This window comes from Thiomicrospira microaerophila, from assembly GCF_000934765.1.
Taxonomy (GTDB): domain Bacteria; phylum Pseudomonadota; class Gammaproteobacteria; order Thiomicrospirales; family Thiomicrospiraceae; genus Thiomicrospira; species Thiomicrospira microaerophila.
The window spans coordinates 1-21873 of the sequence record NZ_JYNN01000009.1; the positions used below are offsets into that span (position 1 = coordinate 1).

Below are 21873 nucleotides of genomic sequence, written 5' to 3' on the forward strand. Positions count from 1 at the left end.
ACCCTAGGCCACAGCCTCACCAGTCATGCAGGCAATATCAGCCTGATCGCCGCCCAAGGCATTGAATTCAAAGCCGACGCCGACATCCGCACCGCGAGCACGGCACAAAGCAACGGCACGATAGACCTCGAAGCCAAAACCGGCAACATTACCATGGCCGCCAGCAGTCTATTCACCAGCACTGGTGAGCATGGCCACATCCGTCTACTCGCACAAAACAACATCACAGTAGGTCAAATCAAAACAGAACAAGCCACCGTCAGCCTCACCGCCACAGCGGGCAGCATCCTCGATGCCGACGGCTTAATCGGAGAAAACCAAGACACCAACGACCAAAACCAAGACATCCAGGCTAAAGCCTTACGCCTCAACGCGGGTACCGCGATAGGTGAAAGCATCAACCATCTTGAATTGAATGTCGGCACGCTAAGCGCAGCCGCGAAAAACGGCGGTATTTACCTATTAGAAGCCAATGCTGTTGAAATCAACGAGGTAAGCATTGAGGTCAACCGCGTTTTAACCACAGGTCTTGTGACCGACTCAACCGTAAGTGATGCGGCACAAAGTGATCTTATTGCTATGGGGGCTAGTGGTCATATCGTATTGACGACTACTCAAGGTACGATTACGCTTTATGATGGTAATGATAACGGTCTGGCCGTACAGGCAAGTGGTAACTTATTGATTCAGGCAGGTGGAAGTGCTTCTGACTTACTAGCACATGCCGAGCTACAAAGTGTTACAGGTCATATCAGTTTGTCTGCAGGGCAGGATATCCAGCAACATGCGCGTATTGTTGTTCAAGCCGATAGTGCTACTATAGATTTATTAGCTGAACGCGATATTATTATGGCTAAGGGAAGCAAAATTCTTACAGAGCAGGGTGATATACGCCTAGAAGCTCATCTTGGGTCTGTCATAACCGATTTTATTCAGGCAGGTCGTGGCACGATCGCTATTTTTGCAGCGGATGTGATAGCAGATCAAGGGTCACAGAGTCTACTTTCTTCGGCAGATTTAATTTTACATGCCGGTGAAGCTATTGGATCAAGTGCCAATACATTGAATACGTCTGTCGCGCGTATGAGCATTGTCTCAGGACAAAAGGGTGCTTTTATCACTGAGCAAAATGGATTGCTAGTAGATAGTTTAGCGCTATCGGTGCAGCGTATCGACATCACGGCGCAGTTGCCGAAGACACTGAATTATCAACAGTCCGGTATCCAGTTGAATCAAGATGGTGCTTTTGTGTTATCAGTGCTTGAAGGGGATCTTGAAATGCATGCTGTTCAAGCTAGCCACCCTGCGTTGAGTGTTAGCGGTGCCTCAAATGTGCGCCTTGAGGTGCTTTCAGGGTCACTACGTATACAGGGTGATCTCGACCTAGATGCAGGACACTTATCACTGATTGCCCATCAAGATATCGTTCAAGCGGCTGGCGTTCAGGTTACAACAAAGCTTGGTGATATCAATATTCAAGCAGGCGGTAATGCCAGAGCCGAACTCGGCGCCCAGGTCGTATCAGATGAGGGGCATATTCGCTACCAGATCGACGGCGATCTATTGTTAGCAACCCATAGTGCACTCAAAGGGCATATCAGTTTGATTGCGAACCATATTGAAGGGCAAGTCGCGCAAACTAACCTTGTCGCAAACACCCTAAGGGTCAATGTGAATGGCGCAACCAACGGGTTTGGAACAAGCACACACGCCATTCAAACACAAGTTGAAAAAATAGCAGCACAAGTGGGGTCAGGGGGGCTATTTATAACCCAATCGCATGATATCGCCATCATTGAACTAGCCGATATCGTCACGCAATATATCGACAAAGAGGGTGAGTTAACGGTTGATGGTTCAAAAGATGTTGGTCAGTCGGGTTTGTTATCAAAAGGACATCTTGTGCTCTATAACCAATCCGGCTCTATTGTCGTTGATGCAAAAGGAACAACGGGCGTAGGTATACAAGCGACAGACAATGTTCTGCTAAAAACAGCGGGTATCGATAATGATATCGTGTTGAACTCAAATCTGATAACAGAGACAGGTAGCATGACAATCGATGCGTCACAAAATCTGGTGCAAAATGCAGATATTGTGTTGCAAGCGCAGGGTCAAACTCTTGATGCTCAGGCAGGCGAATCGATTTTTATGTTAGACGGCCATCAAACCTTAACGTACAACGGGCATATTCGTTATCTAGCCAATCAAACAGTGCATGTTTCCAGTTTAAATGCTGGGCAAGCCCAAGTAAGTCTGATTGCAGATCGTATTTTGGATGCAGGTGATGCGCATATTGACATTGTAGCCCAGTCACTGTCGTTGCAGGCTGTAACCGGTGTTGGTCATTCAGGTTTGATTGATAACGCACTAGAGATTGATGTGGAGCTACTGAGTGGGCTGACAGGAAAAAATGGACTTTACATTCAAGCAGCGGGTACGTTGACGATTGAGCGTACGTCCTCTGCAGACATTCAACGTATTGGGCTCAATGCTAGTACGCACACCGTTACAGACGCATCGCAGGTTGGAATTCTTGCCCAAGATGAAGGTGTCATTGTGATCGCAGCCGATGACGTTATTATTAAAAACGACCTGTCTGCGAAGCCTTCAGGTATGCTTGAAGAAGGTACGGGCAGTATTTTTATTAAGGCACGTACTGGTGATATTACACTTGACAGCAATACTCAAATAACGACATCTGGCGGAAACATTGTTCTAGATGCCCATCACACAATTAATTTGGGTATTGTGAATGCAGGATCGGGTCATGTGGCCTTGGTAGCGCATACAGGAATGATTGTGGATCAGTTTGGATCTGACGAACATGCCAGTGTCTTGGCTGATGGTTTGATGATCGATGTAAAGCAAGGTGTAGGTACGTATTTAAATGCCCTTCAAACTCAGGTTAATAAATTAACTGTTAAGAGTACCGATGGCGCCATGTTTATTCAAGATGCAACCGCCTTGAGCATTGATACGGTTGAGTTAAGTGCACACACCTTTAGTGATGATTCTGTGTCCGCCATGTTTGTACAGTCTCAGTCTGGCATCGTCACGGAGGGAGGCGCAATTTTATTGCATGCGGCAGAATCATTAACGCTAAATGACGTCGACGCGATAGGGTATGCGATTAAATCCGACAGCGGCCATATTCGCTTAACCACTGCACAGGGCTCAGGACAATCTATTGTTCTCAATGGCGCTGTGAAGGCAGGTACTGGACACATTAGTTTACAAGCAAATGCAGCGATATACCAAAATGCGCAGGGTGACCTAATTAGCTTATCAGGCACCATTGATCTAGTCACACTGACGGGTGCGATTATCATGGACAACCAGGCGTTAGCACAAACGGATGCCGGGCATATTCGATATCATGCCGCCACTGACGTACAGTTAAGCCTGCTTGATGCGCGCGCAGCCACTGATCGCAACCAAGTATCGCAAGCCGAGCAAGCGCAATGGGGTTCAGTGCGTGTGATAGCGGATGCTGGATCCATTACCCATGCAAGCCAGACAGAGCAGGTGAATGTTTATGCGCATAATTTGCGACTTGAAGCCCAGCAGTCGATAGGTCATGATGATCAGCGTATACATACGCGTGTTGTTAATCTAGCGGCGCTTGCTCAAACAGGTCACTTTTATGTCACACAGACAGGCGATTTATCGATTGATCATCTGGCAGACTTTAGTGTGAATCGCGTGGAAGCGACTGGTTTGACTGACTTAACCCTGCAAGGTGAGGGATTAAATGGCGTGATGACATCCCAAGGTGCGCTGGTATTGACGACCCAGAGCGGACACCTCACGGTCAACGCCGCTATACAGTCACTAGGCGGACCCATTACGCTAACGGCGGCACAAGGCATCGCGCTAAAAGCCGATATAAATAGCGAAAATAGTGTTAGTTTAGCTGCCTTAGCGGCTGATATTCACATGCATAATGATCATAAAATTGAGTCAAAAGACAATAATGTGCGTCTCTATGCCAAACAAGACATCGTGCTGGCGAGTGTGAAAGCTCAAAATGTGAGTTTAATAGCGGATTTAGGTGGTGTAACGAGTGGACTCATTAAGGGTGAAAATGTGACTGCCGGTCAGTTAAGAGTGCAAGCCGCTAATCATATAGGCCAGGCAGATCGTCACTTAACGACCGATGTAGCCAGCCTAAGTGCACACACAACAGCATCGACCAGTAGCGGTATTTACATAACCGACGTTAATGCTATTTCGGTTGGAGATGTCAGTGTGACGGTGGCTGAAGGTACATCACAGTCGATCACGGATAGGATGCAATCCGGTTTAGTGACAACGAAGGGCGGACACATTGTATTAGTTAGTACGGATGGTCAAATCACAGTTGGGGGTAGCGGCGCTGGTATAAGTGCGCAAGAAGACGGGCACATTCGTCTTGATGCAAAGGGTGTGGGATCTGATATAGTCGTCAACTCAGCGATAAATGCGAATAATGGCCATCTCAGTTTAACTGCGGCTAATAATATGTCGATTAATGCTAATTTGACGACAGGCAAGGGGGGCACGATCAGCTTGATTGGGCATGCGGGTGATGTCGTGATGCAGGCTGGTACTAGCCATAGTGCACAAAATAGCAGTTTACGTGTCCAAGCCCACAACAACATTTTAGCTAGTCAGCTCAACGCAGCGCATATTAGCCTTGTTGCCCAGCAAGGTTCGGTGCTCAGTGCGGCAGGCGGGGCATCGTTGAATGCTAGTCACCTTAGAATCTATGCCGCCGACGCAATCGGAACGAGTTCACAGGTGCTTTCGACGCGAGCTTCGACGCTGAGTGCGATCAGTGACGGCCATCGCGCCACAGGCATCTATATTACCCAGGCCGCCGATGTGATGCTTGACACACTAAGCATCGGGGTGACGCAGTTTAATGCGGATGCAAGCATGACATCCTTAAGCGATGCCGCTCAAATGGGGCTCATCGCCCATAATGCAGGCAGCGTTCAGTTCTCCGTTTTAAGTGGATCTTTAAATGTGAATGCGGGTTCATCGCCGCATATTGTTGCTGACAGTGCAACATTGAATATCGCCGGAGGCATAGCCAGTACCACAGCGGTACTTAAAACAGCGCTCAATACACTTAATGTTACGACCCAAACAGGCTCACTCCACCTGTCACAAGCGCAAACACTGCACTTAGCAGGTGCCGATATTACTGGGAATGCCCGGGTAAATCTCAGTCAAGGAAACCTTACGCTGGGTTCACTCAACGCACACACCGCGGACATTCATTTAACGAATGGTCGCATCCTAGCACAAATGACCGATGCTACGCATCTTGAGGCCCAAAACTTGAATGTCCAAGCCTTGGGTGTAGGCAGTGCAGCTCAACACCTTCAAACGCGCGTACAAAACTTGAGTGCTGAATTAGGGCAGCATGGTCTCTATATCGCGCAAGGTGGTGATATCGTGATTAAAGACTTGGTTACCACAAGCCATGCAAGTGTGAACGCCAGTGGTGATGTGCGTGTGAGTGAAAAATTTACCACACACTCAGCCGCCTTGAGTGCGACAAAACGGCTGATGTTTGAGACAGATTTACAGATTGCGAATAGCTTGTCAATCAACGCGACAGGGGCTGAAACACTTAATAATAGTGTAATTAAAGCACAGCAGCTTTTGATTAACCTGAGCGCACACGAACAGGCATCGATATTGAATACGGATGTGGCCAGTTTAGGTGTATCTCTCACTAATCACACCTTAACTTTAAATAATCGCACGGGGCTGGACTGGGCGCGTGAGGGTCAGCTAAACGCGAGTGAATTAAACCTAGCTGTAAAAGGTGCGCTCACCCAGTCAGCAACTCAGCAGTTGAGTGCTAGTCAACTGAACGTGAATGCGACAACCATTACCATGCACCAAGATGTACTTGTACGAGGTGATGGCGTGAATCGTATCCACTATCAGGCCACGGGGGGAGATTTAGGTGTAAGTCAAATTCAAGCACCGCAATCTCATGTTTCCTTACATGCACAAAATAGCATTGTTAGTGTATTATCAACGCCTGCAAATAACGTTACCGCTGATGTTACATACTTCTCGGCTCAACCTTTCTCTTACAGCGCAGACGTCAGTATGCGTGATGGTTTTAGTGCGCTAGAGTCTCGTTTGATTAAAGTGCAGTCTAATCATATTTCACTCACCAGTTTGTCAGACAAGACAGCCGCGATGGTGTTGAATGCGGCCGGTAGTGAGCGTTTTATCACAACCGGAACGAGTAAAGATGTATCGGTGTATTTCTTAAGTCAAAATATTCATGCGGCGGCCCTAGATGCGTCGCCACTGAAGTTGACGCTGGCACAATTTGATACCTTGCGTAACCCTGTTGTGGTCTTTGTGCAAACAGCACAACCCCAAGCATCCACAAACACGACCCAGGTAAGTGAACAAAGCGATTTACGCTCTAGCCAATCCAGCTCAGCAAGTCAAGCCAATGCTTTACCTAGCTTAATGGAGCAGCGTCTTGCCTCGCCGAGTTTATCGCGTGAAATTCGACAAACACTCGAACCGATGAGCGAAGTAAGAGGCTCGCAGGCGGATGAAGAACGCGCGACGGTATTTGAGCGACAATTAGAAGAATCTATTTTGTCACCTTCATTTGCACAACCGCGTGCCACCGTGAGCGTGATGCCGACAGGACTCACCTCGGCGTTATCCAGCCCACTGGCTACACCGGTGGCGGCACAACAAAGTCTTTCGGTGTTAGCGAGTTCAAATGTGGTAAGCTCGCCAAGAATAGGCTGGATATCCATGCCTGTTCAAGCCACTACAGGCCCAACATTTGATCCATTTGATGACTGGCAAGAAGAATTAGCTTTGTAACGCATCAGCGATGCGGCGCATTGGGTTGAATTTGAAGAATTGAGAAATAAATGAAAGTAGATGTAAAAGGGTTAATTGAAAATTTGCGCGCCCTCAGAGCGCAGGCACTCGACGGATTAGACGAGACGTTTTGGGCGGGCTATATCGACAACATTGTCCCGCTATGCCTAGCCCAAAGCGCGCTACTCTTTGAGCAAAGTCAGCCAACCCAAACAGAGGCAGACTGGCGCCTCAAACCCGATATCAACAGCCCCTTGATGCTCGACAATCCCACGGTGTTATGGCAACAACCTTGGATTCATCCGCTATTAGAACGTGCTTGGCAAAATGGGTTTGCTGTGTCCGAACCGGTATCGGCGCTCAACGGCGCCTTGTTTTTGGTGTTCAAACTGGTCAGTGCACAACCGACCTTGATGTTGCTGACTATTCCCAAAGACAATCAGCCCCGTTTAAGTGAAATTTTGTTACGCGCACAACTGATCGCCGATATGGCGGCATTAGAAGGTAAAACCAAGCTTAACCTGCAACAAACCGGCTCCGATCGAGATCAAATCGTCAACTTACTTTCCTTATTGGTCGAAGTACAGGCGGCGAAAAACTTTCAATCCGCCTGCTATTCGCTGGTTAATGGATTAGTTGGGCATACACAAGAGATAGATCAAGCGGTGTTAGGCTGGCAAGAAGGTGATTATGTTCGTATCAAAACGCTGAGCCACTATGATAAATTTGAAAAAAAAACCGACATCATAAAACTCTACGAAGCCGCGCTTGAGGAAGCGGTGGATCAACGCACGCCGATTAATTACCCAGCAGACCAATACAACCCCAGTTTGATTACCCTCGCGCATCAACAGCTCAAGGCCCATTTAGATGCCCACCAGCTATTTAGTTTTCCGATTTATGACCAGCGGGGTGAGGTGGTCGCCGTGATCAGCTTGATTAGCCAGACCAAAGCCTTCTCAAAAGAATTACTGGACGCAGTGTGTTTTGTGACAGGTTTACTCTCTGAGACGCTGATTGAATTTAAAAAAGCAAAAGACTTTTGGTTCATCAAAGCGTTTCGAGCCAGCCAGTCTTTCTTACGCCTCTTACTTGGCCGGCGCTATGTGTGGTCTAAAGTCATTAGCATTATTTTAATGAGCTTTATTTTGTGGGGCACCTTTGGCACCTTGCCTCATCGTATAACAGGGGTCACCCAGTTAATCACCGACAGCACCCAATTAGTCAGCGCACCCTTTGATGGTCAACTCTCACACGTCTATGCCACCTCGGGTGACGAGGTTGAGCAGGGGACGCTGCTGGCGCAAATAGATACCCAAGATATCTTATTACAACTTACCGAAATGCAAGCCGAGCTGCAAAGAAACCAAGCCGAAGTCGATCGCGCGCGCGCCAGCTTTAACCTTGTTGAAACGGAAATTGCGATGGCGCGGGTACGTCAAATGCAAGCACGCTTAGACCGCCTTAACTTTCAGCTTAGCCAAGCCGATATTAAAGCCCCGTTTGCCGGTGCAATCGTCGAGGGCGAGCGTAAAGACCTATTAGGCTCACCGGTAAGAAAAGGCCAAATACTCTATCGCATCGCGCGCGTTGAGGGTCTCTATCTGGTCATCGAAGTGCCCCAAGAAGATATAGACTATATTCAGATAGGTTCCACGGGTGAATTTGCTTTGGTCAGTCAGCCTAATATCACCCACAAAATACAAGTGACCCATATTCTACCCATGGCGCGTGTTAAAGGCCCAAAGGGCGCGCATTTTGAAGTCAAAGCACAACTGATTGAGGGGGTCGATGACTGGTGGCGTCCGGGTATGACCGGTGTGGCCAAAATTGATGTGGGAGATGCCCGTGCCTTCTGGGTGCTAGGGCATAAGATGGTTGACCGTTTACGTTTGATTTTATGGTGGTAAGCAATGGCCTCAACCTTTAGCGAATCCTGGTACCAAGTCGCACCGCTCAAGTTAGCGCTGCTACCGACCGTGCGTGTCCACAAACAAATTTATCGTGGTGAAGAGTGGTATGTGCTACAAGATGCCTGTTCAGAGAAGTACTACCGGCTCAGACCCATTGCCTACCAGTTCGCCAGTGAGCTTAACACCAAGCGTAGCGTTGAGGAGATATGGCTCAGCTTTGTAGAGCGTTTTCCTGAAGAGGCACCGGGGCAAGAAGATGTCATTCAACTGCTCTCCCAGCTACACCATTCCAATTTATTGTTTTACCGCTCTGATGCGGATCACGAACTCATTTTTGAGCGCTTTGAGAAACAGCGCACGCGCGAACATCTAAGCAAATTAATGGCACCGCTGTATTTGCGCATTCCAATATGGAACCCCAATGAATTTTTAAATCGCTTTACCCGTGTACTCTTGCCCCTGTTCGGTGTGAGCGCATTTGTCATTTGGTTACTTGTGATCTTACTGGGTGGCAAATCGGCCGTAGAAAACTTTGACCAGCTGTGGGTGCAAGGGCAGGGGATCCTTGCGCTAGATAATCTCATTTGGCTGTATGTCTCCATGTTTGTGTTAAAGATTTTTCACGAGCTAGGGCACGCGATTGTCTGTAAAAAGTATGGAGGCAATGTCCATACAATGGGCATTATGTTTATCGTGTTTACCCCGTTGCCCTACATGGACGCCAGCGCTAGCTGGGCGATGCGCAATCGTTGGCATCGTGCCATGGTCGGGGCCGCGGGGATGTATGTCGAACTTTTTTTTGCCGCCGTCGCCGCCCTCATTTGGGCCCATACCGCGCCCGGTACACTCAATAGCTTGGCGTTTAATATTATGGTGATAGGATCGGTATCGAGTATTCTGTTTAACGGTAACCCGTTGTTGCGTTTTGATGCCTACTACATTCTGTCGGATATTATCGATATTCCCAACCTCTATCAAAAAGCCAATCAGCAATGGCTGTTTTATTTTGACAAATGGCTGCTTGGAACACCCAAAGCCGAAAGTCCTGCCTTATCCTTTTCCGAAGGCATTTGGCTCACCGCCTATGGCATACTCAGCTATATTTATCGCTTTTTGATCATGCTCGTTATTATGATTTACGTGCTCGATATATGGATAGGGCTGGCCTTGATCATGGCGGTGATTATGCTGTTTATTTGGCTGCTCATTCCGCTCAAAAAACTGTTCCAATACCTGCTCACCAGCTCCAAACTCCAAACCAATCGTTCGCGTGCTTGGTTGATGTCGATGGGCGCCTTAGCGCTCTTGTTCGGCTCGTTTTTATTTTTGCCGATGCCCTATTCACTCAAAGCCCCGGGTGTGATTCAATCGGTGAACCACACCCTCGTCTATGCACAAAGTGGTGGGCGATTGATGGAAATCCGCGTGCGTGATGGCGAGTTTGTGCAAGCGGGCCAAGTGCTGGTGCGCTTTGAAGACGAAGAGCTGATTCAAGATCAAGCGATTGCCCAAGCCCAGCTAGAAGAAACCCGCTGGATGCTGCGCAGCGCACTCCAAGCGTCCGCAGGCTACATTCTACCCCTGCAACAGCGCGAGACAGCCCTATCCAACCGTATCGACGAGCTGGCGTTTCGACTGAGCCAACTCGAGGTTCGAGCGCCACATGATGGCATTTGGGTATCCAATCAACTTAACGAGCGCCGTCAATCCTTTTTTAGTCGCGGCGAATGGGTCGGTGAGGTGATCAACCCCAGTGATCTGCGTTTTGTCGCCGTGGTGACCCAAGAAATGGCCTCCAACCTCTTTCAAACAGAGCTTGAACAAGCCCAAATCCGTATTCGGGGTAACACAGCGCACACCTGGGAGACCGCACGTATTCAGTTTATCCCCTTTCAAAAACAAGAGCTGCCCTCGATGGCCTTAGGTTGGGATGGTGGTGGTCGGATTATGACCACCCGAAATGAAGCGGGCCATGTGGTCGCGGTTGAACCCTTTTTTGAAATTCATGCCATGATGGCGATGCAACAAACGGGATCCATGGATGGCAAAACTGGTGTACTCAAGCTTTCTTTACCTTGGAAGCCCCTCTACTGGCAAATCAAGCAAACCGCGATGCAATTGCTTCAAAAACGTTTTGAATTTTAGCGTGTTGACAACCTAATTATGGACGCCTTTTATTACTCCGAACCCAAGCCGATCCCGCCGATGCCCTTTGCGATCTGGTCAAAACTGCAAGTAGGGTGGTTTGCACTCTTTAAGGGTCGCGTATTAGCCCGCTACTGGCGAGATATTCACCAGATTAATGCCATGCATAATGCCTGCCTAAGCCGCTGGAAAACACCCGGTGCGTTTGAGCAAGATTTAGCACAGGTCAAAAGCCTAGCGCGCAAACACAAGCTAGCCGAGCACCCTGAGCAACTGTATTTGGCGCTGAATATATTACGTCACCTCAGTCAACAATCACTCGGTATGGCCCCCTATGATGTACAGCTGATTAGTCTGCTAGCGATGTTTGAAGGCCACATGGTACAACTGGCACCCGGTGAAGGCAAAACTCTCACGATTGCGATGTTAGCCATCATGCAGGCCTGGTTGGAAAAACCCTGCCATGTGATTACCGCCAACGACTATCTAGCTCAACGAGATGCCCAACTCATGCAACCGCTGTTTGTCGCCTGTGGCGTAAGTGCGATAGCGGTAAACCAAGAGATGGCACCGGAAGAAAAAAAAGCCGCTTATCAAGCCCCGATTGTGTATAGCACCGCCAAACAACTGCTTGCTGATTTTTTGCATGATAAAATTCAATTCGGTGGTTCACCTTCGCGTCTTGGGTTAAGCTTAAGCGCACTCAAATCCACGCTGCCTGAATTTTATATGCGCGGACTCTACTCGGTGGTGGTGGATGAAGCCGACAGCATCCTCATTGATGATGCCACGACGCCGCTGATTATCTCCATGCCCGAGCGTAATGAACTGCTCAAACAAGCCGTCATGATCGCCAAAGATATCGCCGATTTGCTCCAGCCTAAGCGGCACTACAAGCTCGATACCGAAAACAACGACCTCAAATTCACCAAGCTGGGGGAACAGCTACTCGAAGCTCACACCGACAGTCTACCCAGACTCTGGCATAGTAAAGATCGGCGCCACGACCTCATGTATCAAGCCATTATGGCACGCGACCATTTCAAGCTTGATCAGCACTATGTCATTGAAGAAGGCAAAGTGGTGATTGTTGATGAAAGCACAGGGCGCACTATGCCGGGGCGCTCATGGAGTTACGGATTACACCAATCGGTTGAAGCCCGAGCCGGTGTAGAACTAACCGACCCCAGTAAAACCTTAGAAAAAATGAGTTTTCAAAACTTCTTCAAACACTACCATCACCTCACAGGCGCATCCGGTACCCTACAAAATATCCACCAAGAACTCTACCACAACTACAAAGTGCAGGTGATGAGCGTGCCGCCACGAAAAAAATCCCAGCTTAAAGTGCAAGGATTCCGCGTGTTTACCAGCCAAGCTAAAAAGTGGCACGCCCTGATTGAGCAGGTCAAGGCTTTTCACCAACAAGGCCTGCCCGTATTAATTGGCACCAAACGCATCTCAGATAGTGAAAAGCTAGCTGAGATGCTGGCGGCTGAACAGCTCAACTTTGATGTGCTCAATGCCAAACAACTCGCGCGCGAAGCCGACATTATCGCCCAAGCCGGTGAAGCGGGGCGCATTACCGTAGCCACCAACATGGCAGGTCGAGGCACCGATATCAAAGTACCCGATGAGGTGCTCGCCCAAGGAGGACTCAAAGTCCTGATGCTCGAACCCCATGAGTCCGCGCGTATCGACTGGCAACTGTTTGGGCGCTCAGGGCGACAAGGCCATCCAGGCGAAGCCATCCCGTTTGTTGCTGCGGATGACAGTTTGTTTAGCGAGCACCTTGCCTGGTGGCATAAACCTATTTTACTGCTGGCCATCGGCCTGCCTTTTTTGCGCAAAGGGCTCATGAAACAGCTGGTATCCACCGCGCAACAACGCGCGCAAAACAAAGCCTTCCGCCGCCGCCGACTTCTCAACAAAATTGTCAAAGACGCCAAAGCCCGCCTCAGTTTTGTGCGATCAACGGGTTAAACGAATGATGGAGATTCTAGTGACTACACAAAGTTATCAATTTGATACCTTGCCGTTTATCAATATTGAAAATTACAAGATAGACGACATAACTCAAACGCAGTTTGATTATTTCTTGCAGCAGGTTAATGCGCACTTTAAATATGTTATTCAGCAAAGACTTGATTGGTTGATCACAGCGCTGGATTATAAAATTGGTTTTGGTCATCTGGTTATTCGCTTTAAGCGAATTGAAGATGGTTTGTTTTATATTTTTCGGGTGCCGATTTATAGCCAAGAGCAGTTAAAAACCGCCATGCGAGCGCGTAGGTTGTTGCAAGATAAACCCTATGTTTGTGAGCTGATTTATCATGATGAAAAATGCATGATTGAACAATATATTGACGGTGTCGAATTCAGTAACAAAATCGAAGATAATAAAATTGTACGACTTGCGCTAGCCTTAAAAGATCTTCATACCAGTATACCAACACAAGGTTGTGGGCGTATTAACTATGCGGCAAATGCCGATCAATCAAACGTTATCAGTCATTATCGTATTGCGCTTGATGAATACTGGAAACGATTGCAAAAAGTAGTGGATTCAAAAGAATTTGAGCAGATAGTGATTCAAGTTGAGCGCATGCTGGAGCAATCTATTCAATACCTGCCCTGTGTTTTATGCCACAACGATTTGTGGCGTTCGAACATTTTATTTAGTAACGATCAGCCTATCCTCATTGACTGGGATCTACTTGGTAGTTATCCCAAAGAAAGTGATTTGACATTTTTATGGAATGCTCGATTAACTGAACGCCAAATTAGTGTGTTTAGTGAAGTGTATGGTGATCTAGGTCAACCCGAACACCTAGCTTGGTTTAGGTTGGTAAAAGAAATGGGGAAGAAAGATGGAATGCGGGTTAATAAGATTCGAACCATTCTTGAGTTTTATGTGTAAGAAAGCTTATTAAATGTGGTGTTTTTTAAGATTGTTTTATTGAAAGCTTTGCACAAGAAAAGCTTGTAAAATAAGTATAAATCTGCAACTATTTAGAGTCCGCTCAAAAAATCAGCGAACAAAAAAATATACCACAAAAGCAAGTATTTTTGTTTTAAAAAAATAACTTATTTTTTTTGGCAGACTCTAGTTTTTAGCAGACTCTAGTTAATGCCAGCTTATTAAGGCGAGGGTAAGCCCGAGAGATATTGCTTTTTAAGTGCCAGGTTATCCGGTCGTGGTTAAGGGTATTGAGTGACAATATTTTGACACCTGTCAGGTTTTTGACGCTATAATCGTGCCATTATTTTTTGGCACGTTTATGATCTATGTCTTCATTCTTTTTTTCAGTCCTTGAGGGGACAAGTGTAGCTATTACTCAGTTTAGGCAGCAGCTTGATGATGCGATGGCGCATTCAGGGCCGTGGGTGTTGTTGGGTGAGCGGGCAACGGGTAAGTTGTCAGTGGCGTTTGAGATGCACCAGCAAAGGGGTGCGCTGGGTGCGCCTTTTATTCATTTAGATTGTGCGACGCTTGAGCCTTCCTTGGCAGAGACGACACTGTTTGGGCATGTCGAGGGCGCTTTTTCCGGCGCGATTTGTGCTGGATTAGGGCGGCTGGAGATGGCCAGAGGCGGTACACTGTTTCTTGATGGCATTGAGTGTTTGCCGTCGTCCGTACGTACTAAGTTGTTCGATGCGATTGCGCAAGGGCGGTATGTGCCCTTTGGGGCGAATCAATCTGTTATGGTTGATGTGCGCTGTGTGTTGGGTGTGACGACCGCTTCTTTTTCTGACCAGGCCTGGTTAGATATTATGCCAGTGACGCCTCGTTTGTCGGGATTGAATGTGTTGCGCGTTCCGGCTTTGTCTGAGCGGCTTGATGATATTGAGTGTTTGTTTTGTGCATGTTATCTGGCCTGTTTTCCTCAGTCATCTACACCGCCTAGTTTAGCATTAGATGCGTTGGCGCGTCTTGAGCATGATGGTTGGCCAGACAATCTGGATGATTTAGCGCGTTTGGTCACGCTGCTGGGCGATAGTTGGCATGGACGGGTGGTACTGTTAAGCGATTTACCGGCACGTTATTCGAGTGACTGGCTTGATCCTGCCTCGGCCTCGTGTTTGTTGTTTAATGATGCGGGGGATTTTGAGGCGCTATCGGATTGCTGGGGCTTTGCGGAGGGGTGGAGCGCTTCAGCGGCATCGGTGGTTGCGGTGGAGGGTTTTGATCTGGAGGCTAACGAGGGGTTGAAGCGTTATTTGCAGGATGTTGAGGTCGCGTTGATTGCGGCTGCACTCAAGCGCTGTGAGGATAATGTGTCGCAAACAGCGAAGTTGCTTAAACTCAATCGTACGACGTTAATTGAGAAGATGAAAAAATATGCCCTCTATCACTAAGTTGCCGGCATTAAAGCCGCATGAAAAAGATAGGTTGCTGGAGTTAGAGCGGGCGTTTGCGCTGTTTAATGAGACGTCGAATCAGTTGACCCAGGCTTATGAAGCTTTGCAGGAGCAGGTGGCACATTTACAGCTGCAGTTGGAAAAAAGTGATCATGAAAAGCGCCGGGTGGCGGATCGTTTAGCGCGTTTGTTGACGTTATTGCCTGCGGGTGTGATTGTGTTGAATGATGAGGATTGTATTGTTGAAATGAATCCGAGTGCGCAGGCTATTTTGGGGGAAGATGCGTTAAACGCACGTTGGCCCGTGGTGATTGAGGCGGTTTTTGCCAGCCGTAATGATGCGCAGGAGTTGGTGGCGTATGATGGTAAAATTTTTCAGTTATCGCATGTGACGTTGGATGTGACGCTGGGGAAGATTTTATTGATTCAGGATGTCACGGATGCGCGCCAGTTACAGGATCATATTAATCGTCATCAGCGCTTGCGTTCGATGGGGGAGATGGCCGCCTCTTTAGCGCATCAAATACGCACGCCCTTGGCGGCGGCGCTGTTGTATGTGTCGCAATTATCGACTCAAACGATGGATGAGGATAAGCGCCATAAGTTTACGCATAAGGTGTTGTTGAATTTGAAACACCTTGAGGGGTTGGTGCGTGATATGTTGCAGTATGCTAAGGGCGGGAGTATTGGTGCAGGTTGCGTGGAGGTGTCAGCGTTATTGCGTGAGGTGGCGTTGGCCGTCGAGCAGCATTTGGCGACAACGGATAGCGAGTTGGTGTTGACACCGGTTGAGCAGGCGTTGTGGGTGCGCGGTGACTATGATTCATTGATGACGGCGTTGCAAAATTTAATTGTGAATGCGATTGATGTGGTGCGTGCTCGTGCTAAGATTCGAATTTATGTGCAGTTGGATGGTGCGGATTGGGTGAATTTAATTGTCGCGGATCAGGGTCCGGGTATTGAGGCGGCGATTCAAGAGAAAATATTTGAACCTTTTTATACGAGTCGAGCGAAGGGCACGGGTTTAGGGCTAGCGGTGGTGCGCACGATTGCTGAAGCACATGGTGGTCAGTGCTGGGTGAATTCGAAAGTGGGTGAGGGTGCACGCTTTGGAATCCGTTTGCCGTTAACAACTCAAAAGGGAGAGGACCGTGAGTGTAGCTAAAATTTTAGTAGTCGAAGATGATCCAGATTTGCAAGAGGCGTTGGTTGATATTTTAACCTTGAATGATTTAGACGTGATGGCGGTGAGTTCGGCTGAAGAGGCGCTGGTGGCATTGGATGATGATATTGCGATGGTCTTTTCGGATATCCGTATGGATGGGATGGATGGCTATAGTTTAATGACGCGCATTCGTGCCTTGAAGCCTTATTTACCAATTGTGTTGATGACGGCGTATGGCACCATAGAGCAGGCTGTTGATGCGATGAAGGCGGGTGCGGTCGATTATATGGTGAAGCCTTTTGAGGCGGATGTGCTGGTGCAAAAAGCACGCGCGTATTTTAATCGTGATGCATCGCTTGAGGATGATTTTGTAGTAGCCGATGCCGCGAGTGTGCAGATTAAGAATATGGCAAATCGGGTGGCAAAAACCACCGCTAATGTGATGATTACCGGCGAAAGTGGTACGGGTAAGGAGGTGTTGGCACGTTATATTCATCAACAATCTGAACGTAAGGATCAGCCTTTTGTGGCGATTAACTGTGCGGCTATTCCGGATAATATGTTAGAGGCGGTGTTGTTTGGTTATGAGAAGGGGGCCTTTACCGGGGCGATGAAAGCGATGCCGGGAAAATTTGAGCAGGCGAATAAGGGCACTATTTTTTTGGATGAGATTGGGGAGATGAAGCCTGATTTGCAAGCTAAGTTGCTGCGTGTGTTGCAGGAGCGCGAGGTGGAGCGAATTGGGTCGATGCAGACGGTGACCTTGGATATCCGCGTATTAAGTGCATCGAATGTCAATATGAAGCAAGCGATATCGCGTGGCGATTTTCGTGAGGATTTATTTTATCGGTTGAATGTGTTTCCGATACATTTGCCTGCGTTGCGCGATCGACCTAAAGATATTGAGCATATTGCCAATAAACTGTTATATCGCCATAGTATTGCGCGTTGTGAAAAGCCGAGGTTGAGTGATGAGGCATTTGCGTGTTTAAAGTCTTATGCTTGGCCGGGCAATATTCGTGAGCTGGATAATGTGATTCAGCGTGCCTTGGTCATGATGACAGGTGAGCAGATTGAGGCCGCGCATATTATGTTTGATGATGGTTTTGCGCATGCTTGGGAGAGGGCGATTGCCGAATCGCCAACGCCCCAGATTGAGAAGCAAGAGGCGGTGTTGGTGCCGCCCTCAGAGGCGAATATGGATTTGAAAGCGAGGGAAACGGCGTTGATTTTAGCGGCCTTAAAGAAAAACAATGGCCATCGGCAAAAAACGGCTGAAGATTTGAATTTGAGTCCTCGTACGCTTCGGTATAAATTGGCACGTTTGAAAGATCAAGGGGTCGATGTGTAAAAGTTGGCATAACCTCTGCTTTAGGCTGGGTGTTCGAGGAGCGAAATGCGCATTTGAGGACGCGAACTTGCGTTTTATGTTTAATCGTTCGTAAATTGTTTTCTAAAATATGCGATAATAATTTCGCTGAATTTTTATTTGAGTTTATTCTAATGGATAAAATTGATACACAATCGTTAATGCTTCAGATGCGCGCGTTGAGTGCGCAGGCTCAAAATCAGCCTGTGGCATCGGTCGATGCGGTACAAAACGGTCAGAGCAAAGCGGAAGGCTTTGCGGATCTGATGAAGCAATCCGTTGAGGCGGTTAATAATCAGCAGCATAAATCACGCGAGCTTAAAGAAGCGTTTGAGCGTGGTGATGAGGGTGCGGATTTAACCGAGGTGATGTTGCAGGCACAAAAAGCCAGCCTTTCCTTTCAAGCGATGACTCAAGTAAGAAATAAGCTGGTGGAGGCCTATAAGGATGTGATGAATATGCCAATATAATGCGACGGCATTGTATTGGGTGATTTAGTTAATTTTAATTGAGTGTGGTATGGCTGAATCTGCGTCATTAAATAATAAATTAAATACGCGAAGCAACGCCTCAATTGTTTCTACACTGGTTGAAAATCTTACCTCCCTTCCTGTTGCACGCCAAATTGGCATTATCATTGGCTTATCTGCCTCGGTCGCGTTGGCGATTGGTATTTTACTCTGGTCACAATCCACTCAATATACCTTGTTGTTCGGTAGCATGGAAACGGCTGATATGAACGAAGTCGCGCGTTTATTGGATGCGCAGCGGGTTGATTATAAGCTGGATATGAACAGTGGTTCGGTGATGGTGCCGTCGGATCGGGTGCATGCGTTGCGACTGCAGTTGGCTTCAGAGGGTTATCCTAAACAAGCAGAAACAGGCTATCAGTTACTTGATCGTGAACAGGGGTTTGGTATTTCGCAGTTTCGTGAGACCACCCAGTATCATCGCGCGCTTGAAGGTGAGTTGGCCAAGTCGGTGTCTTCGCTGAATCAGGTTGAGTCGGCGCGTGTGATGCTGGGATTGCCCAAACGCTCTGTTTTTGTGCGCAAACAAGAGGCGCCTACGGCGTCGGTGGTGATTAAGTTGCGCTCAGGGCGTACGCTCGATGATCAAGCCGTGGCGGCGATTGTGCATCTTGTTGCGGCCAGTATTCCTAATCTTAATCCGCGTGACGTTACGGTTGTCGATCAGCTGGGTAATCTGCTGTCAAATAATAATCAAACGGCGCAGTTACAAATGAATATGCGCCAACTCGAGTATACGCGAACCGTTGAGGAAACCTTGACGAGTCGAGTGGTAAGTTTAATAGCGCCGGTAGTCGGCGGGGCGGGCAAGGTGCGCGCGCAAGTGACCGCTGAAATTGATTTTACACAGCAGGAGCAAACGCGTGAATTGTTTGAGCCTGATCCATCAGCAGTGCGTTCAGAGCAGGAAATAAGAGAGTTAAATCGTAATCAGGGGCCGATAGGTATTCCGGGCGCGCTGACCAATCAGCCGCCGCGTGCAGGGTTAGCGCCTGAGGAGGGTTATACCGGGGCACAAGATGACCCTAATCTTAAAAGTATGTCTGAACGTCGGACACGTAACTTTGAGATTGATCGAACGATTAGTCATATCAAGGGGTCGGTCGGCAATATTCGTCGTTTATCAGTTGCAGTTGTGTTAGATGATAAAATGAGTTTAGTGGAAGGGGTGCTTCAACGTCAGGCGTTGAGCGAAGAGGAATTGTTGAGTTTTCGGCGCTTGATTATTGATACGGTGGGCTTGGATGAGGCGCGCGGCGATACGCTGACGCTGATTAATGCTTCATTTGTTGAGCCGGATGAAGATTTTTTTGAGGCTACGCCCTTTTGGCAGGAACCCTGGTTTTGGGATATCATGAAGCAGGTATTGGCGGCGCTGGCTATTTTGATTATTTTCTTCGCGGTTGTGAAGCCGATGTTGCGTGATTTAACCAAAAAAGAAGAGGCTTATCTTGAGTATCCTGATGATGTAGAAGAGGATGAGGATGAACTTCGCGATGGCGATGAAATTTCTAAAGCCTTAGATAAAATGAATGAAGAGTTGCAAGCACAGGTCTCTGAAGAGGCGCAGGGGAGTGCTAACTCTGAAGAAGCCGAGTTGTTTGAAAAAGTAAAAGCGCTCGTTCAAAGCGATCCTAAGTTGGCGTCGATGATTATTAAGCAGTGGATGCAGGAGGGGGATGATGGCTGAAGCATTGCTGGAAGAACTGGGTGATGAACCTAAATTGTCAGGGTACGATAAGGCGGCTATTTTGTTGATGGCGGTGGGTAAGGATGCGGCCAGCTCTGTATTGAAACACCTTAATCCACGAGAAGTCCAGCAGCTGGGTACGGCGATGACGGGCGTCGATAATGTTGGGCATCGTGATGTGCGCCATGTTATGAAGTCCTTTTTGAGCTTGGTGGGTGAAGATGCGTTGGGCGTGGATGCGAACGAGTATGCGCAAAGCTTAATGACGGATGCACTGGGTGAAGGGGGTGGCTATCTGCTGGATGCGGCGATGCTCGGTGATCAGGTCAAAGGCTTGGAGGCGATGAAGTGGATGCACCCTAATACCATTTCTAATATGTTGCGTAATGAGCACCCTCAGGTTGTAGCGATTATTTTGTCTTACTTTGATCCGGATATGGCCGCCGAAATTTTGCGAGGGATTCCTGGGCGCTTCCAAGCTGAGGTGGTGTATCGTATTGCCACCCTGAGCACGATTCAGCCGCGTGCGTTATTTGATTTGAACAGGGTGTTAGAGGCCGGTACCAGCGATGGAAAAGGCGGAAAGCTAGCCTCGATTGGTGGCGATAAGCGTGCGGCTGAAATTCTTAACTTTGTCGGCGGTGGATTGGATGTGAAGCTGTTAGATGAAATTGCCGTTGAGCATGAGGATGTCAGTAAGGCTATCCAGGAAAAAATGTTTGTGTTTGATGACATTATTGGTATTGATAACCGGGGTATTCAGGCTATCTTGGCGGATGTGCCCGGCGATATATTGATTTTGGCTATTAAGGGTGCGGATGCGGAGCTCAAGGAGAAGTTTTTGGGCAATATGTCACAGCGCCAGGCCGATATTATGCGTGATGATTTGGAGTCAGGCGGACCGGTGAAGCTGAGTGATGTAGAGGATGCGCAGCGTCAAGTGATTCAAATTGTGCGTCGTCTTGCGGATGACGGTAAGGTGATGATGCCGGGTGGCGGTGAGGAATTTGTATAATTTATGTTAAAAAAGCCGGGTGCCTCGACCGATGCTGAACGTCCCGCGATTACGAAGGTGTTGTCAGCGGAAAAGGTGAGTGTGCCAGAAATTCATAAATGGCAGTTTCTTGATTTGGAGCAGGATGCCAAAAATCAGTTGGATTCTGTTAGGGCGGATGTGCTTGAAAAGATTAAGCAGGAAATTCAGCCAAAGTTAGCCCAGCAAACGGCGATTTTAAAGCGAGAAGCTTATGAGGAAGCTAAGCAGCAGGGTTATGAGGCAGGTTATCAAGCTGGGTTTGAAACAGGTCAGGCTTTAGGTATTGAAAAGGCACAGCAGCAAGCGGCGGAGGCGTTAGCGCCGAAAGTGGCGAATATGGAGCAGGTGTTGGCGGCTTTGGTGAGGCCGCAAGCCTATATCGAAACACGCGTATTTGAGCAGGTTGCGCAGATTGCTTTAGCCTTGGCAGAGAAGATCACGGAGCAAGCGATTGCGCTTGATAAAACCAAAGTGTTGCGTTTTATTGAACAGGCCGTGGCATTGCTGCCGGATGATCAAGCTCAGGTTGATGTGGAGTTGCATCCGGATGATTTGGAATTTATTCAATATTATCAAGCGCCACCCTCTGCGCACTGGGTGCTGAAAGCCAATCCTCAGCTCCAGCTGGGTGAGTGTAAGGTTAAAAAACTCAACTCGGTTGTGCATTACCGTTGGCGTGAGCGGCTGGATGCGTTATTGTCTCAAACGGGCCAGTTGGTTGCCGCGCAGCTCGAACCGGGGGAGACTGAAGATCATGTCGATGAGCCTGTCTTAAATTCAAGCCCATCAACGCCTAGTTAGT

The 21873-nt window shown here is 48.1% G+C and carries 12 protein-coding genes; all 12 read left to right on the forward strand.

The genetic code is table 11. The annotated features are described in order from the left end of the window. Positions 1–6861, forward strand: a 6861-nt coding sequence (locus NA59_RS04995) for a beta strand repeat-containing protein (protein WP_044408945.1), incomplete at its 5' end; no start/stop codon positions are given. Between the two features lie 50 nt (positions 6862–6911). After that, positions 6912–8771, forward strand: coding sequence for an efflux RND transporter periplasmic adaptor subunit (locus NA59_RS05000; protein WP_044408948.1), 1860 nt, complete (start codon positions 6912–6914; stop codon positions 8769–8771). A 3-nt stretch (positions 8772–8774) separates the two neighbouring features. Further along, positions 8775–10919, forward strand: coding sequence for a PqqD family peptide modification chaperone (locus NA59_RS05005; protein ID WP_044408951.1), 2145 nt, complete (start codon positions 8775–8777; stop codon positions 10917–10919). 18 nt (positions 10920–10937) lie between these two features. Beyond that, positions 10938–12902: a preprotein translocase subunit SecA gene (locus NA59_RS05010; RefSeq protein ID WP_083944964.1), complete on the forward strand. Its 1965-nt coding sequence runs from the start codon at positions 10938–10940 to the stop codon at positions 12900–12902. Positions 12903–12921: 19 nt separating this feature from the next. Next, positions 12922–13839 carry an aminoglycoside phosphotransferase family protein gene (locus tag NA59_RS05015; RefSeq protein ID WP_044408955.1) on the forward strand — a complete coding sequence of 306 codons (918 nt, stop codon included), beginning with the start codon at positions 12922–12924 and terminating at the stop codon, positions 13837–13839. 368 nt (positions 13840–14207) lie between these two features. Continuing rightward, positions 14208–15278 carry a sigma-54-dependent transcriptional regulator gene (locus NA59_RS05020; RefSeq protein WP_044408958.1) on the forward strand — a complete coding sequence of 357 codons (1071 nt, stop codon included), beginning with the start codon at positions 14208–14210 and terminating at the stop codon, positions 15276–15278. Then, positions 15262–16446: a sensor histidine kinase gene (locus NA59_RS05025; RefSeq protein WP_044408961.1), complete on the forward strand. Its 1185-nt coding sequence runs from the start codon at positions 15262–15264 to the stop codon at positions 16444–16446. Before NA59_RS05020 ends, NA59_RS05025 begins: the two co-directional genes overlap by 17 nt. Further along, positions 16433–17797 carry a sigma-54-dependent transcriptional regulator gene (locus NA59_RS05030; protein ID WP_044408966.1) on the forward strand — a complete coding sequence of 455 codons (1365 nt, stop codon included), beginning with the start codon at positions 16433–16435 and terminating at the stop codon, positions 17795–17797. The genes NA59_RS05025 and NA59_RS05030 overlap by 14 nt, the downstream gene beginning before the upstream one ends. 152 nt (positions 17798–17949) lie before the next feature. Next, entirely contained in the window at positions 17950–18285 is a 336-nt protein-coding gene (fliE, locus tag NA59_RS05035; protein WP_044409159.1) for a flagellar hook-basal body complex protein FliE, read from the forward strand. Between the two features lie 49 nt (positions 18286–18334). Then, complete coding sequence (gene fliF / locus NA59_RS05040; protein WP_044408975.1) at positions 18335–20035, forward strand: flagellar basal-body MS-ring/collar protein FliF; 1701 nt, start codon at positions 18335–18337, stop codon at positions 20033–20035. After that, the gene (fliG, locus tag NA59_RS05045) at positions 20028–21050 is read left to right on the forward strand and encodes a flagellar motor switch protein FliG (protein ID WP_044408978.1); all 1023 of its coding nucleotides are present in this window, start codon (positions 20028–20030) and stop codon (positions 21048–21050) included. Before fliF ends, fliG begins: the two co-directional genes overlap by 8 nt. A gap of 3 nt (positions 21051–21053) precedes the next feature. Beyond that, entirely contained in the window at positions 21054–21872 is an 819-nt protein-coding gene (locus tag NA59_RS05050) for a FliH/SctL family protein (RefSeq protein WP_044408982.1), read from the forward strand. The last annotated feature ends 1 nt before the right edge of the window (position 21873 follow it).